This window comes from Nonlabens sp. Asnod3-A02 (assembly GCF_045063755.1).
GTDB classification, from domain to species: Bacteria; Bacteroidota; Bacteroidia; order Flavobacteriales; family Flavobacteriaceae; genus Nonlabens; species Nonlabens xylanidelens.
This window is the reverse complement of the sequence record NZ_JBEFOC010000007.1, coordinates 549,568-565,139: the sequence shown is the minus strand read 5'-3', so window position 1 is coordinate 565,139 and position 15,572 is coordinate 549,568. Positions and strand designations below refer to the sequence as shown.

16 protein-coding genes are annotated in these 15,572 nt (G+C 34.8%); 9 read left to right on the top strand and 7 right to left on the bottom strand.

Annotated features, from left to right (window positions below):
* Window positions 1-57: 57 nt before the first annotated feature.
* Both msrB (ACJJVN_RS05905) and msrB (ACJJVN_RS05900) read right to left on the bottom strand, forming a co-directional pair.
* Entirely contained in the window at window positions 58-432 is a 375-nt protein-coding gene (msrB, locus tag ACJJVN_RS05905) for a peptide-methionine (R)-S-oxide reductase MsrB (protein ID WP_405377446.1), read from the bottom strand.
* A gap of 105 nt (window positions 433-537) precedes the next feature.
* Window positions 538-1,071 carry a peptide-methionine (R)-S-oxide reductase MsrB gene (msrB, locus tag ACJJVN_RS05900; protein ID WP_104515291.1) on the bottom strand — a complete coding sequence of 178 codons (534 nt, stop codon included), beginning with the start codon at window positions 1,069-1,071 and terminating at the stop codon, window positions 538-540.
* Window positions 1,072-1,203: 132 nt separating this feature from the next.
* Here msrB (ACJJVN_RS05900) and purE point away from each other — a divergent pair, with 132 nt between their 5' ends.
* The 5 genes from purE to ACJJVN_RS05875 all read left to right on the top strand — a co-directional run bounded on the left by purE (window position 1,204) and on the right by ACJJVN_RS05875 (window position 4,906).
* Complete coding sequence (gene purE, locus ACJJVN_RS05895) at window positions 1,204-1,698, top strand: 5-(carboxyamino)imidazole ribonucleotide mutase (RefSeq protein ID WP_104515292.1); 495 nt, start codon at window positions 1,204-1,206, stop codon at window positions 1,696-1,698.
* Window positions 1,691-1,930, top strand: a complete 240-nt coding sequence (locus ACJJVN_RS05890) for a hypothetical protein (RefSeq protein ID WP_146080391.1) — start codon at window positions 1,691-1,693, stop codon at window positions 1,928-1,930. Before purE ends, ACJJVN_RS05890 begins: the two co-directional genes overlap by 8 nt.
* A gap of 83 nt (window positions 1,931-2,013) precedes the next feature.
* Entirely contained in the window at window positions 2,014-4,077 is a 2,064-nt protein-coding gene (locus ACJJVN_RS05885) for a M3 family metallopeptidase (protein ID WP_405369380.1), read from the top strand.
* A gap of 15 nt (window positions 4,078-4,092) precedes the next feature.
* Entirely contained in the window at window positions 4,093-4,656 is a 564-nt protein-coding gene (locus ACJJVN_RS05880; RefSeq protein ID WP_104515294.1) for a sigma-70 family RNA polymerase sigma factor, read from the top strand.
* Window positions 4,657-4,660: 4 nt separating this feature from the next.
* On the top strand, window positions 4,661-4,906 hold the full coding sequence (locus ACJJVN_RS05875; RefSeq protein ID WP_146080392.1) for a hypothetical protein: 246 nt from the start codon (window positions 4,661-4,663) through the stop codon (window positions 4,904-4,906).
* Window positions 4,907-4,947: 41 nt separating this feature from the next.
* Here ACJJVN_RS05875 and ACJJVN_RS05870 read toward each other — a convergent pair whose 3' ends face one another.
* Window positions 4,948-5,799: a hypothetical protein gene (locus ACJJVN_RS05870; protein WP_405377445.1), complete on the bottom strand. Its 852-nt coding sequence runs from the start codon at window positions 5,797-5,799 to the stop codon at window positions 4,948-4,950.
* A 137-nt stretch (window positions 5,800-5,936) separates the two neighbouring features.
* Here ACJJVN_RS05870 and gcvP point away from each other — a divergent pair, with 137 nt between their 5' ends.
* The 3 genes from gcvP (at window position 5,937) to ACJJVN_RS05855 (ending at window position 10,708) form a co-directional block, all read left to right on the top strand.
* Entirely contained in the window at window positions 5,937-8,780 is a 2,844-nt protein-coding gene (gcvP, locus tag ACJJVN_RS05865; protein ID WP_405377444.1) for an aminomethyl-transferring glycine dehydrogenase, read from the top strand.
* A 516-nt stretch (window positions 8,781-9,296) separates the two neighbouring features.
* Window positions 9,297-9,827 carry a hypothetical protein gene (locus ACJJVN_RS05860; RefSeq protein WP_405377443.1) on the top strand — a complete coding sequence of 177 codons (531 nt, stop codon included), beginning with the start codon at window positions 9,297-9,299 and terminating at the stop codon, window positions 9,825-9,827.
* 17 nt (window positions 9,828-9,844) lie between these two features.
* Window positions 9,845-10,708 carry a YwqG family protein gene (locus ACJJVN_RS05855; RefSeq protein WP_405377442.1) on the top strand — a complete coding sequence of 288 codons (864 nt, stop codon included), beginning with the start codon at window positions 9,845-9,847 and terminating at the stop codon, window positions 10,706-10,708.
* A gap of 159 nt (window positions 10,709-10,867) precedes the next feature.
* Here ACJJVN_RS05855 and ACJJVN_RS05850 read toward each other — a convergent pair whose 3' ends face one another.
* From ACJJVN_RS05850 to ACJJVN_RS05835, 4 genes are all read right to left on the bottom strand, one after another.
* A complete protein-coding gene (locus ACJJVN_RS05850; protein WP_405377441.1) occupies window positions 10,868-11,845 on the bottom strand; it encodes a hypothetical protein in 978 nt (325 codons plus the stop codon).
* Window positions 11,820-12,860 (bottom strand): cytochrome-c peroxidase, encoded by a 1,041-nt coding sequence (locus tag ACJJVN_RS05845; RefSeq protein ID WP_405377440.1) that lies wholly within the window; start codon window positions 12,858-12,860, stop codon window positions 11,820-11,822. Before ACJJVN_RS05845 ends, ACJJVN_RS05850 begins: the two co-directional genes overlap by 26 nt.
* Window positions 12,861-12,932: 72 nt before the next feature.
* Window positions 12,933-13,727, bottom strand: a complete 795-nt coding sequence (locus tag ACJJVN_RS05840; protein ID WP_405377439.1) for an MbnP family protein — start codon at window positions 13,725-13,727, stop codon at window positions 12,933-12,935.
* A 71-nt stretch (window positions 13,728-13,798) separates the two neighbouring features.
* Window positions 13,799-14,149: a hypothetical protein gene (locus tag ACJJVN_RS05835; protein ID WP_146080395.1), complete on the bottom strand. Its 351-nt coding sequence runs from the start codon at window positions 14,147-14,149 to the stop codon at window positions 13,799-13,801.
* A gap of 357 nt (window positions 14,150-14,506) precedes the next feature.
* On the opposite strand from ACJJVN_RS05835, the gene ACJJVN_RS05830 reads away from it, so the two are divergent.
* Window positions 14,507-15,565, top strand: coding sequence for a 3-oxoacyl-ACP synthase III family protein (locus ACJJVN_RS05830; protein WP_104515304.1), 1,059 nt, complete (start codon window positions 14,507-14,509; stop codon window positions 15,563-15,565).
* The last annotated feature ends 7 nt before the right edge of the window (window positions 15,566-15,572 follow it).

Here is a 15,572-nt window from a genome sequence, read left to right as displayed (position 1 = left end):
ATTATAAATCGAGAAATGTAAAATTCCGTATCAAGTACGGAATGACAAGATTAAAACCTACTCTGCTTTAAAATCTAGACTTAAACTATTCACACAATGTCTTATTCCTGTTGCTGTAGGGCCGTCGTTAAAAACATGACCTAAGTGGCTGCCACAATTAGAACACATAATCTCTGTACGTATCATACCATGAGTGGTATCACGTTTACGCTCAATTGCTCCTTCTACCTCATCATCAAAGGAAGGCCATCCACAGCCTGAATCAAATTTTTGATCTGATTTATATAATTCATTACCACAAGCCGCACAACTGTAAACACCGCTGTCATAGTTTGTATTATACTCTCCTGTAAATGGTCTTTCTGTTCCTTTCTCTCTTAACACGTGATATTGCTCTGGAGTCAGTTTGTCTTTATATTCTTGTTCTGTCATGATCTAAAGTTCTTGAATTAATCTCGTTTTCGCAATAGCGATACAAAAAAAAGCTCTCGACTAGTTAGTCCAGAGCTCTCTTCAAATCTTACGCAACTTGTATGTTTATTTTCTTAAAGGAGGCAATTCCTGACCTTGTGGTATAAAATCTAAAGCTACACCATTTATACAGTGGCGTTTACCAGTAGTTTTTCTAGGACCATCGCTAAATTCATGACCTAGGTGAGAACCGCAAGTGTTACATTTCAATTCTGTACGTGCATATCCTATTTTATAATCGGTATCGCGCTCTACCTGTCCTTCTATCGCTCTATCGTAACTAGGCCATCCTGTACCAGAATCAAATTTATGTGCGTTATCATAAACTGGTGCATGACATGCACCACATACTAGTGTACCTGGAGCATATTGTTTATTTAAAGGACTCGTGTGTGGACGTTCTGTTCCAGCTTCTCTCAACACATTGTATTGAGATGCTGTTAGAACTTCTTTCCACTCTGCATTAGACTTCTTTACCTCATACACTTTTTCTTGTTGCATGTGATCATGAGAAGAATTCATTGCGATCTCTTTTGAGGTATTATTACCACAAGAGACAAAACCTATTGCCATAATGGCTATTAAAATATTTTTAATCATCTGTCTTATTTTTAGATATGGTAAAATTACGTACTAAAAGCGCATACAGTTGTTGCAATACTGTTAAGTATTGTGTCAATAATATCACAATTTCGTTTTAAAAAACTGACCTCATATTTGTAAATTTACCTCATGAATAAAAAAGTAGCTATTATCATGGGGTCTACGAGCGACCTTCCAGTGATGCAAGACGCAATAGATGTTCTTAAAGAACTAGAAATAGAAATTCAGGTAGATGTGGTAAGCGCCCATCGCACACCAGAGAAAATGTTTGAATTCGGTAAAACAGCGCACGAAAACGGTATCGCTGTAATTATCGCAGGTGCTGGTGGTGCTGCACACTTACCAGGCATGGTAGCCAGTTTATCTCCATTACCTATAATAGGAGTGCCGGTTAAATCTAGTAATTCTATAGATGGCTGGGATAGTGTTCTTTCTATTTTACAAATGCCAGGCGGTGTACCAGTAGCAACTGTTGCTCTTAATGGTGCAAAAAACGCTGGTATTCTTGCTGCACAAATACTAGGTGCCACGCAAGAAGATGTACGTGAGCGCATTATAAATTATAAACAAGGACTTAAAGAAAAAGTGACTAAGGCGGCTGCACAAATGCGTGAAAATGTCTAGAGCTTTTCAAATAGCCTCTATTTTTATTATTGCTTTAACCGCATTATGGTTCGGTTATGAAATGATGTTGAGACACTCTGTCCAGTGGCATTTCTTAACCGCAGGTGGTATTAATTTCTTGATGGCAGTCATCATTAACAGGCAGTACACACAAAAAGATCACAACTACCTGGGCATCATTCACGGTGTTCTTATGGTGAGTCTTTTTGGCTATGGCTATTTTTTCGTTTAACTACTTTGTTTAACCTTCAGAAGATAAAGTTTAACAAAATAGTAATGACTTTCTTCTTTCTGACCATTACTTTTACACTTAATATGAGCACAGATAACAATCCTTTATTACAAGAGTTTCATACTTTTCATAACACAGCGCCTTTTTCATTGATCAAGGAGTCTGATTATGAGTCCGCTTTCGCGAAAGCGATACAAATAGCAAAAAAGGAAATAAATTCTATCACAGAGAATACAGAAGCACCTTCTTTTGAGAACACAATAGAAGCGCTAGATTCTTCTGGAGAGACACTAGGACGTATATCCAGCATCTTTTTTAACCTAAACAGTGCAGAAACTAATGACGAAATCCAGCGTATCGCTCGTGAGGTGAGTCCGCAGTTATCTGAATTCGGGAATGATGTAACTTTAAACTTAGAACTCTTTAAGCGTGTAAAAGCAGTTTATGATCAAAAAAATGATCTAGATTTAACTGAAGAACAAAAAACACTTTTAGATAAACAATACAAGCGTTTTTCTCGTAATGGTGCAAACCTAACCGACGATAAGAAAGTACGTTTAAGAGAAATAGATAGTGAGCTTTCAAAGTTGACCCTTGCTTTTGGAGAGAACGTACTAGCAGCAACTAACGATTTTGAAATGCACCTAGAAGACGATTCTAGGCTTGCAGGTTTACCAGAAAGTGCAAAAGAAGCAGCTGCAGAAACTGCAAAAGCTAAAGATAAAACTGGATATGTTTTCACGCTGGATTACCCTAGCTACATTCCATTCATGACTTATGTAGATGATAGAAAATTGCGTGAGGAGATGTCAAAGGCTTTTGGTAAAAAAGCATATAAAGATGACCATGATAATCAAGAAAATGTACTGAACATAGTACGTTTAAGATATGAGCGTGCGCAGTTATTAGGTTATGAAACGCATGCACACTTTGTACTAGAAGAGCGCATGGCAAAAACTCCTGAAACCGTTATCCAGTTCTCGCAAGAGATTCTTGAAAAAGCAAAACCTGCTGCTCAACACGATTTTGATGAGTTGACTAATTTTGCAATCTCTATTTCTAATCAGTCAGAGATTTCTGAATCAATAACAAAATTAGAAAAATGGGATGCGGCTTATTATTCAGAAAAATTAAAACAACGTCTATTTAGTCTAGATGACGAGTTGTTAAAACCATACTTTAAATTAGAAAATGTAATTAATGGAGTTTTTGAAATCGCTAGCCGTCTATACGGTTTAAGCTTTGAAGAAACTCAAGAAATAGAAAAGTACCATCCCGATGTACTTACTTATGTAGTAAAAAATGAGGATGATAGTTTAAACTCTATTTTCTATGCAGATTTTTTTCCACGTAAAGGAAAACGTAATGGTGCCTGGATGACTTCCTTTAAAGGACAGTGGCATGATGCAAATGGAAACAACGTGAGACCACATGTTTCTAACGTGTGCAACTTTACAAAACCTACTGCTACAAAACCTTCTTTACTTACTTTTAATGAAGTAACGACTTTGTTTCATGAATTTGGTCACGCACTACACGGCATGCTAGCAGATACCAAGTATCAAAGCCTATCAGGTACTTCTGTATTTTGGGATTTTGTGGAGTTACCTAGTCAGGTATTAGAAAACTGGTGTTATGAAAAAGAAGCATTAGAGATATTTGCGAGACATTATGAAACTGACGAGGTAATACCTCTTGAGTATATAGAAAAAATAAAAGCAGCGGCTAATTTTCAAGAAGGATTGCAAACTTTAAGACAGCTTTCTTTTGGAATGTTAGATATGAACTGGCATGGTATAGACCCAACTGGTATTACAGATGTGAAAGCTCATGAGAGAAAAACATTTGACCAGACAGATCTTTATCCAGATGTAGCAAGTAGTTGTATGAGTACTTCTTTTGGACACATTTTCCAGGGTGGTTACAGCGCAGGATACTACAGTTATAAATGGGCCGAAGTTCTAGATGCAGATGCTTTTGAAATGTTTAAAGAAAACGGAATCTTTGATCGCACGACCGCTAAGAAATTTAGAGATCATGTTCTTTCTAGAGGTGGTACAGAAGATCCTATGTTATTATATACTCGTTTCCGCGGAAGCGAGCCTAAAATCGATGCTCTTCTAAAAAGAGCTGGTCTAATAAGTTAAAACAGTTTATTAAATATGCCAGAAGTTAAATTAATACCAGAAAAATGGGTGGACCGTTATGGTGACTACCTCTTTAATTTTACCATAAGTAGGGTTAACGATCCTATTATGGCGCAAGATCTGGTATCTGAAACTTTTCTGGCAGGTTTAAAAAGCGCGCATAGATTTAAAGGAAACTCTACAGAGAGAACCTGGTTGATTTCTATTCTTAAACGTAAGATTATAGACTATTATCGCAAGATAAACTCTAATAAAGGAAAGGCGGAAGTACGTATGAGCTATCTTTCTAATAGTGACCAAGAAGGCGACTGGATGGAAGAAAAGGCTCAAGACCTGCGCAATCCTAATGTAGAAGATACTATAGAACAAGAAGAATTAGGAAAAGCACTTGAAGAATGTATTGCCTGTCTACCAGAGAGATATGCCACTATATTTGTTCAAAAGACCATCGATAATTTAGAAACTGAAACGATATGTAAGGAACACGATATCACAGCGTCTAATTTATGGGTAATTATTCATAGAGCTCGAGTACAGCTTATGGAATGTATGAACAAGAAATGGCACAAAGACAACTAATCTGATGGGTAGATTTTTTATAAACTGCGACGAGGCAAGTATTTTAAGTACAAGAGAACAATATGGAGATCTTAATCCTAAGGAGGCTTTCCGTCATAAATTGCACCAAGGTCACTGCATACGATGCAGGTCTTTTCATAAAAATAACGAACGTTTCCAGCGCAAACTTAGAGGACTCAAATGGGTTACACTGTCTGACTCACAAAAAGATTCTATTAAAAAAAGGATTGCAGCGTCTATGAAAAAGTAAAACATATTAAAACACATTAAAAGAGCCATACGGCTCTTTTTTTATGTCATCCAGTATAAAGCTAACCAAAAAACTGGTATGGCTTCTACAAAGAAACTGACATAATAATCTGCTTTAAATTTATCTGAAAACCATATTGCAATGGCTGTTATCACATAAATTAATAAGGGAATAAAGTAATACGGGAATTCATACTGCATGAAATAAAAGTGATGTAATAAGAAAGCACACAGCAATAATACTATACCGAGGTATTTAGTTTTTCTAGTTCCTACTAGTTGTGGTATTGTTTTTAAACTAGGGTCATCATATTTTAAATCTCGTATCTCAAAAGGAATCAATAAACTAAATACAAAGAGAAACAATTCTACAGATTTTATAATATAGGGCGTCCAGTTTATTTGCTCGATGGAGTTCAAACCATCTACATTCAAATTTACAACCTCTGAGTACACTGAATAAACTGGTAACACCATTATTACTAGCCACCATACCACCACCACAGTAATAACCTTAATAATGGACATTAACCTTAAACTTTTTTTATGATAAAATGGTATCACATAAAATAAAGATAACAGACCTGATATAAGCAATACTATATAGGCTTGAAGACTTTCAAACAGTAATAAATAAGCACCTACTAGTGCGCTAATGACAGTGATTATAAAAATCTCTATTTTATATTTAAAATCTCTATTTTCATATACGAGTGTCGCATACTTTATAAAGTTATATCCTATAACCACAAAGCAAAAACCTAACAATGCAAAGTCTTCACTCAGTTTCACAAAACTATAGCAATGAAACACGTACAGTAAGGCTACAAAGCAAATTGCAACGTGCAAACTACTCTTTATATAGAAATCTAAAACGGTTTTTAATAACCTCATGGTTCAAATTTACAGCGCATAGTTAATAACTAGGTTAAAAAGGTTGAAAAATACCTATAAATCTAGACTAACCCTTGTTAGTTTAGATATCTTAAACGACTACTTTTGCACTATCTTAAATAGACCATACAAGTACTATGAATACAGATCGTTTTGCCCTAAGACATATCGGACCACGCAAGGCAGACCTTGCACCCATGCTAGAAACAATAGGAGTTGATTCTATAGACCAACTAGTTTATGAAACTGTCCCAGATAACATACGCCTTCAACAAGATTTACAGTTAGATCCTGCGATGAGTGAATATGAGTTTTTATCTCATATTAAAAAACTAGGTGATAAGAATAAGCAATTTAGATCTTACATAGGTCTAGGTTACAATGCACCTATAACGCCGGCAGTTATCCAACGTAACATTCTTGAAAATCCAGGTTGGTATACCGCTTACACTCCTTACCAGGCAGAAATTGCTCAAGGACGTCTAGAAGCGTTATTAAATTTCCAGACCATGATTACCGATTTAACTGGTATGGAACTGGCAAATGCTTCTTTATTAGATGAGTCTACTGCAGCTGCAGAGGCTATGACTTTACTTTACTCAGTTCGTGAGAGAGCTCAGAAAAAAGAAAATGTTATAAAATTCTTTGTAGATCAAGATGCTTTACCACAAACTAAAGAGCTATTAAAAACTCGTGCTATTCCTCTAGGTATAGAATTAGTAGAAGGTAATCCACAAGAGATGGATGTAAATGCAGGGTATTACGGTATTCTTTTACAATATCCTGGTGCTAGTGGTAATGTGGTAGACTATACTGCTTTTGCAAAAAAATGCCAAGAAAACAATATACGTATAGCTGTTGCCGCAGACATTATGTCGCTAGTATTACTAGAAGCTCCAGGACATTGGGGTGCAGACGTTGTTGTGGGAACTACACAACGTTTTGGAATACCACTAGGATACGGTGGACCACACGCAGCATACTTTGCAACTCGTGAAGAATTTAAAAGACAAATTCCTGGTCGTATTATAGGTGTTACTAAAGATACAGATGGAAAACGTGCGCTGCGCATGGCGTTACAAACGCGTGAACAACACATTAAAAGAGATAAAGCGACTTCAAATATTTGTACTGCACAGGTTTTACTAGCTGTTATGGCTGGTATGTACGGTGTTTATCACGGACCACGTGGTTTAAAGTTTATTGCAAATAAATTACACGCACAAACAGCAACTCTTGCAGACGCTGTAGAGAAACTAGGTATTTACCAGACTAACGCAAACTTCTTTGACACTTTAAGTTTTAAAGTAAATGCCGAAGCTGTAAAAAAACAAGCTCTTGATTTAGAGATTAACTTCTATTATCCAGATGCAGACACGGTACAGGTTTCTTTAAATGAAACTACTTCTCTTGCAGACTTGAATGATGTTGTTTCCGCTTTCGCGAAAGCGGTTTCTAAAGACTTCACTCCTATCAAAGAATTATTAGAAAAAACTCACTTAGGTGCAGGACGTCAGACAGACTTCTTAACCTATGATGTATTTAACTCTTACCATTCTGAGACAGAGTTGATGCGTTATATCAAGAAATTAGAGCGTAAAGATTTGGCTTTAAATCACTCGATGATTGCATTAGGATCTTGTACAATGAAATTGAACGCTGCGGCAGAGATGTTGCCACTTTCAAATCCGCAATGGGGAAATATTCACCCATTTGTACCAGTAGATCAGGCAGCTGGTTATCAAGAAATGTTGAAGAAATTAGAGCTTCAATTAAATGAAGCAACTGGTTTTGCAGGTACTTCTTTACAGCCTAACTCTGGTGCTCAAGGAGAATTTGCAGGTTTAATGGCTATACGTGCTTATCACCACAGTCGTGGAGATCAACATAGAAATATATGCCTTATTCCATCTAGTGCACACGGTACTAACCCTGCTAGTGCAGTAATGGCTGGTATGAAGGTAGTCGTAACTAAAGCGCTAGAAAACGGAAATATCGATGTAGATGATTTACGTGAAAAAGCAGAAAAGCATAAAGATAATTTAAGTGCCTTAATGGTTACTTATCCATCTACTCATGGAGTTTATGAAAGTGCGATTAAAGAAATTACAGGACTTATCCATGAAAATGGTGGTCAGGTTTATATGGATGGTGCAAACATGAATGCACAAGTTGGTCTTACTAATCCTGGTAACATCGGTGCAGATGTATGTCACCTTAACCTACACAAAACGTTTGCTATACCACATGGTGGTGGTGGACCAGGTGTAGGACCTATATGTGTGGCACCACAACTCGTTCCTTTCTTACCTACTAACCCTATCGTACCTACAGGTGGTGATCAGGCTATTTCACCTATTAGTGCAGCGCCATATGGTAGTGCATCGGTTTGTTTAATATCTTATGGTTACATATGTATGTTAGGTGCCGAAGGTTTAAAACGCTCTACAGAGTATGCTATTATTAACGCAAACTATATTAAAGAACGTCTTAAAGGTAGTTATGAATGTCTTTTTACAGGAGAGAAAGGTCGTGCTGCTCATGAAATGATTATAGACTGTCGTCCATTTAAAGAAAACGGTATAGAAGTAACAGATATCGCAAAACGATTGATGGATTATGGTTTCCACGCTCCTACTGTTTCTTTCCCAGTGGCAGGTACTATGATGATAGAGCCTACAGAGTCTGAATCCAAAGAAGAAATGGATCGTTTTTGTGACGCGATGATTTCTATAAGAGCAGAAATTGCAGAGTCTTCTAAAGACCAGCCTAATAATGTTCTTAAGAACAGTCCACATACCTTGCAAATGATAACTAGTGATGAGTGGGATTTACCATATACTAGAAAGCAAGCTGCATATCCACTAGATTACATTGCTGACAATAAATTCTGGCCTACCGTACGTCGTGCAGACGATGCTTATGGAGACCGTAATTTAATGTGTACTTGTGCTCCTATGGAGGAGTATTTAGAGGATTAGATACCTAGTTATTATAAAATAAAATGCCTAATCAAATTATTTTGATTAGGCATTTTACTTTATAGATCATTGAAAATATTATTATATTTAAACTTGGAAAAATCTGAAGTAGAAAATAGTTTTAAGTCTAGAATTAAATGGTGGGAATCTAAACGATGGATTTATAACCTTATTATTTTAATCGCTAGCTTCATAAGTATTTATGAAATAATCACATACTATCATTACTCTATTAAAATATCAGACTTATTAATTGTCGTTGTTTGGTTAATAGGTGCTAATATTTTTTATTCGTTAGGTATTTTAACAGAATTAATAGATTGGTATTATTTTAATAATAAAATTAAATTTTATAGATACAGGTGGTTATTTTTTGTGTCAGGAATAGTATTTAGTTTTCTCTGGACAGCTTTAAATATATCAAATCACATATACCCTTACCCAATAATTATATAAAACCGAATCAGCATTTTGTTGATTCGGTTTTATTATTTTTATGAACTTAAAGTTAATAGCATGTCCAGTTACATTCTAATCAAGACAGACCATCAAAATAAACTTGAAAAAGCTATTTATGATTTAGTTGATCTATATAAAGACACGAGTTTTGCTCATGGTTTGCAGCTGTATAGAAAGAAAGGTGAATATGATAAATTTGTTTTGAGATTCACAAATGAACCTGATTTTGAGCGGTTCAATTACTTCGTGAACTATCTAGATTACCCTATTGGTCTGGATGAATTTTCTTTTAAAGTTTACGGCTTCTACAATAGTTCACAACTTTATGAATTCTCTAAATTAAAAAACAGTGGATGGTTAATGATATATACAAATCCGAAAGATGAATATGGAGATAACGTTTATATCGTAAATGAAAGTAATAAAACATTTATATACGATTTTGGAGGAAATTTAACAGAGATTGATAAAAGTGTGTTGCCCTATAAATTGGTTAGTATTTCTCAAGAAGATTACCACCACATTACCGATATTTATCCTGCTCCAAAAGATAAGGCTGATAAAAAGCTATGGTGGAAATTTTGGTGAAATAAAAAACAAATGAAATGGGAATATTTGACTTATTCAAAAAGAAAAAAAAGAATCAATTATCTATTCAAAACCAACTTGAGAAAGCTCATACTCTTTCTATAGGTGAAGAAGATTTTGATTTTGAAGAGTTTGAAGAGCATCACAAGCATCATTTTAAAGAATATGAAATAAAATGTGTTGAAATTAAAACAAGTGTTTCTAGTAAAGATTTATCTATAGACCCTTTAGGGTTAAAAGATTCAAAAATAATGGGAATCCCATTCTGGCCGCAGGGAAAAGAATATCCAAAAGATGAATCTAGTAATGAAATGTTCTTAATGTGTCAAATTAACTTTGAAGAAGTACCTCATCTAGAACCTTTTCCTAAAAAAGGTATTTTACAACTATTCTTCTCCAAAGACAATTGGTATTCTGAAGATGTAAAAGTAATTTTTCATAAAGGTGCAACTCTATCCATGCCATCAGAAATTAACTTCCCATTTTTAACACCTGAAATCTATGATGAGAGTCCTTCTCAATATTTACTAAAAATAGATTTTGAAAAAGCCACTGATAAAGGTTCTTGGGAAGATGTTAATTTTAAAAAAATAGAATCGCATTTTAATATACCAGAACAGCAAGAAGACCAATTTGAAGAATATATGTGGGACATGCATGGCGGTGGCGGAAGTAAAATAAGCGGTTATGGTAATTTTACTCAAGGAGATCCTAGAGATTATCAAACAGACAAAACAAACCATATCCAGTTACTACAGCTAGATAGCAATACAAAACACATGATGTTTGGTGATGTAGGAGTGGCACATTTATTTATAGATAAAGAACATCTTAAAAATGGCGATTTAGAGAAGGCTTGGTTTTATTGGGATTGTTGTTAATATTATATATTTTAAAAGCTTAATTTAAATTTATAACAATCTATAATTGTTCTAGATACCTTATGTCTATTCCACTTTCGCGAAAGCGAGATTAAAAATAAAAACTTAATCATAGAACTGATCATTAGATCTATGATTAAGTTTTTATGTGTTCTATAATTAGTTCAACACAAAATTAGCGTACAGTAAAAATTTATTTTGGGATTCTACATCACCACCAAAAAGGTCTTGAACTATAGGCAATGTGTAACTAGCTCCTAAAACAAATTGATCAAATTTATATTCGGTACCGATACTGCCGTTAAAAATATAACCATCTGTATCCACGAGTTGCTCATTAAATTGCTCTATAGAGTCATAAACATCTGCTGATAGGCCTAGAAATGGACTCAAAGCAGATTTAGTAAACGGTATGTTATAATACGCATTTGAAGAAACACTGAATTGGTTACCAAATCGGTATTCGTTTTTATTCTCTGTTTTAAAATAATAGGTAGCTAGTGTATTGATACCTAACTTATTTTTAGAATAGGTGTGAGAAACTGATGCTAGAACATCTACACTACCAGTACCTACTTGAAAACCAGGATTGATACGATCTGTGAGTTCTTCTTCAAATTCTCCTGTTGGTAATTTTACACCTAAACCAAAGTTAAGTTGGTGTCCGGTAGGAACTTTGTTTTCAAAAATCACTTTATAACCTTCTGGCTTTTCATAAAAAACATGTTGGTACCAGCCTATCACAGTTACATCTCCTAGTCCACTTATATGCTCTGAACCGGTATTACGTTTTCTTGATAAATCTTGAAAAGGTACCATCGCATTTATGGAGAACTTTTTAGATAGCGGCACTTTACTCCATATTTGATAGGTATTAAAATTCTCCTTACTAGTAGGTGAATTTACAAATATACCATCTCGTGATTCATAGGACTGGTGGATATAGCGCAGTCCTATAAAACTTACATCATTGAGTGTCCCAAAACCAGAACTACCACTAGAGGTAGTACAGCCACAAAGGTCACAAAATATTTTTTCAAGATGCGGTGGGCAAGCTGCATAACTAGAGATACTGAATAATAGTCCTATGGATAGGGTGATAAAAGTTTTATTAAAATTCTGCAAAGCGCTCGTCATTTAAAAATTCTTGATCAGTTAATGTTTCTAAAAAAGCAATGATGCTCTCTTTTTCATAAGCTGTTAAATCGATACCTAGACTACCGTCTGCTTTTACTAGTGATGGATCTATGGTACCAGTATCCACCATACCTGAGTCATAATGATCCAGAACAGATTCTAAGTCTGACAGACGTCCATCATGCATATAAGGAAAAGTAACAGCTACATTTCTTAAACTAGGCACTTTAAATTTATATAGGTCTTCTGGTATTTCTAATAAATTATACCTTCCTAAATCATTTAACCTAGGGTTTACTGCTAGACCGTTATTGCGGTAGCTCTGGTCCGTTTGTAAAGAGCCAGCATGGCAGCTTGTACATTTTTGGTTAAAAGATGCAAGACCATCAGCTTCTATAGTAGTGTAGACCGTTCCTTCATTACGTTCTACTTTATCATACTTTGAATTTGAAGAAACCATAGTCACCATAAATTGAGACAAGGCTTGTAATAGATGGCTAGAGGTAATCTCTCCATCTTCAAATGCCTTACTAAACATGTTTCTATAACCTTCGTCTGCCTGTAATTTACCTATAACGTTAGATAAAGTCTCGTTCATTTCTAGCTCACTAGTAATAGGAATAATAGGCTGTAAATCGAGGTGCGATGCAGCTCCATCCCATGTAAATGCTTCTTGAAAACCTAAATTCTGAATAGGTTGTGCGTTTCTAAATCCTATGTTTCCATTTACTCCATGACTTAAAGTATGTCCATGATGCGTAAAAGCTGATGCCTGCTCGTGACAAAAAGCACAAGCTATTGCTCCATTAGAAGATAAATCTCCTTCGTAAAAAAGAGCTTTACCTAAGGCTATACCGTCTTCAGTTAAAGGATTTGCATCTAGATTATAAACAAGATCAGGAAAATTACTTGGTTTTTCAAAAGATACAGGAATAGGTTCGTATCCGTTTTCTATATCATTTTTTGTGCAAGAAATCATGAGGATTCCTAATGCAAATAATATATACTTTTTCATATCAGATAAAATCATAGTAATAACTAGAAGGGTTTTGTTTAAACCCTTCTAGCGGTATTACTATATAGATTATTAGTTATGTACGTGATCTACACTGAAACTACCCATAAAGTTATTTGCTATGATAGGAGTTTCTATTTCATTAGTATGTACCTGGTCATACCCATCTGAAAAATTCAATGAAGATGCGCCATCTAGAATTTGAAGGATATCTGTTACTAGGTGAATCTCTGCATGAGAATCCTCTCTTACTCTTGAAGTATTAGGTAAGTCTAAAGTGATTTCTCTATAGTTATCTAGAGACGTTCCCACACTACCCATGTGTATATTTACCGGTTGATCTGTTACGGTAGCGTCAGAATAAGTTCCATCTAAACGCATAAATTTATAACCAGAAGCCCATGACCAGAACATACCTGCATCTTGTGCGGTAGTCAAGAAATCTCCCTGACCTGCTGCACCTTGAGCAAATCTAGTCTGATCTACACCGATTCCAAAGGAGATCTTTGTATAGTTAGCAGCAGGTACATTATCTAATTCTACATATATTTCACCTGCATTATTTGCATTTGCCTCATCAATAATAAAAATATTATCACTAGTTGGGTATTCAAATTCCACTCCATTCTCGTCTGTTAACTTGATGTTACTAACGATGTATTTAAGTGTTTCTAATTTAAAAGATTCTCCATTAGATTTAGAAAAAGAAGAATCAAATATAAAATCTTGATTACCAACAGCATTATCAAACTTAACAGTAAGTTCTCCTGTCTGGTTAGATAGGTTTTCCATTGCGTCATCGTCAGATGAACATGATATAATAGCGATACTTAGAGCTAGTGCTCCTATAGTTTTTGAAAAATTCATTTTTTAAGTTTATTGTAGACGCGATCGAAGACTCACGTCAAAAGTCTTTGTAATAAAAACGGAAAATAAACTTATGAAATGGGTGGCTTTAGAGGAGCCTCGTACCAGTTATAACTGTATAATAATTGATAAGAGAAATTAATAGAGTGATCTTTATAAATGACATCACTATCTATTTGTAACGTTTGTGGAGTTTCTAAAAATACAGGAAAAAAAGCATGTGCTTCTACACTTTTTGAATCATCTGTTTCAGAGTCGTTAGCTGCGATAAGTTTTTTAGCAAGAAAACATTTACCATCACATTTTAATTGTGGTCGTTCTTTGTTGACACAGTAATTCTCTATAATATAATCCATGTTAGTTCCATAATACACGAACTGACCCACGTAGTACATAGGTCGCAATGCAAATGAAATTAGCACCAATATGATTATAAAATTTTTCAGGTTTCTTGAATTATTTTGCAAATATAATGTTAGCATCTAAAAAAAGACTCATATTTTTTAGATTAAAAAACTATTACTTTTCTTGATATATAAACCATTCTTAACTCTAATAATTCATCATTCAATACACTCTAATTGATCTATAGAATAAAAGAAAAATCAGCAAAATCAGCTAGTTTACTATTCGTTGCATTATATATAATGCAAGAAAAACACCTATTCTTTGATTGATTCTCAACAAAGTAAAAAATACCACATATTCCGTTGTTAATAATTAGGAATGAACATCATAAATCACTTTTTTTGTTGTCCCTAAGTTTGAAAAGCAGGTTAATGAGAGCAAAAATCACTGGTGTAGGAAGTCATATTCCCGATGTAGTTAGAAAAAATGAAGAGTTCATGAATCATGAATTCTTAAATAATGATGGTAGTTCTTTCGGTAGCGATAACTCTACTATTATTAAAAAATTTGTTGCGATAACTGGAATTGAAGAGCGCAGGTACATGAGTGATGAACTTGTTACCAGCGATATAGCAACACTTGCTGCTATAAAAGCAATAGAAGATGCAAATTGTGATCCAGAGACGTTAGACTTTATAATTGTAGCGCACAACTATGGTGACATACAGTCTGATGGTGGTTCTAGTGATATGGTACCTAGTCTTGCGAGTCGAGTAAAAAATAAACTAGGTATTAAAAACCCTACTTGTATAGCATACGATGTATTATTCGGTTGTCCGGGATGGATTCTAGGTGTTACTCAAGCAGATTCTTTTATAAAATCAGGACTTGCTAAGAAAGTACTTGTTATAGGTGCAGAAGCTTTGTCTAGAGTTGTAGATCCACATGATAGAGATTCTATGATATATTCTGACGGTGCTGGTGCAGCAGTTTTAGAAGCTAGTAATGATGAGCATGGTATTATAGGACAGGCTACGGCAACTTATACAGAAGAAGAGGCGTTTTTCATATTCAATGAAACTTCTTATAATAAAGAATTGCAAGATAAGACCAAGTACATAAAGATGTATGGTCGTCGCATATATAATTTTGCTTTATCCAAAGTACCAGAAGGCATGAAGAGTGCTATGGAACAAGCAGGTGTAGATATCAAAGATCTTAAAAAGATTTTCATCCATCAGGCCAATGAAAAAATGGACGAAGCTATTGTTGATAGGTTCTATAAGCTGTATGACATGGAGGTTCCTAAGGATATCATGCCTATGATTATCCATAAATATGGAAACAGCTCTGTAGCAACCGTTCCTACTGTTATGGATCTAGTTATTCATGATAAAATGCCACAACACAAAGTAGAAAAAGGCGATGTAGTTATGTTTGCTAGTGTAGGTGCAGGAATGAATATAAATGCCATAGTTTACAGATACTAGTATTTAT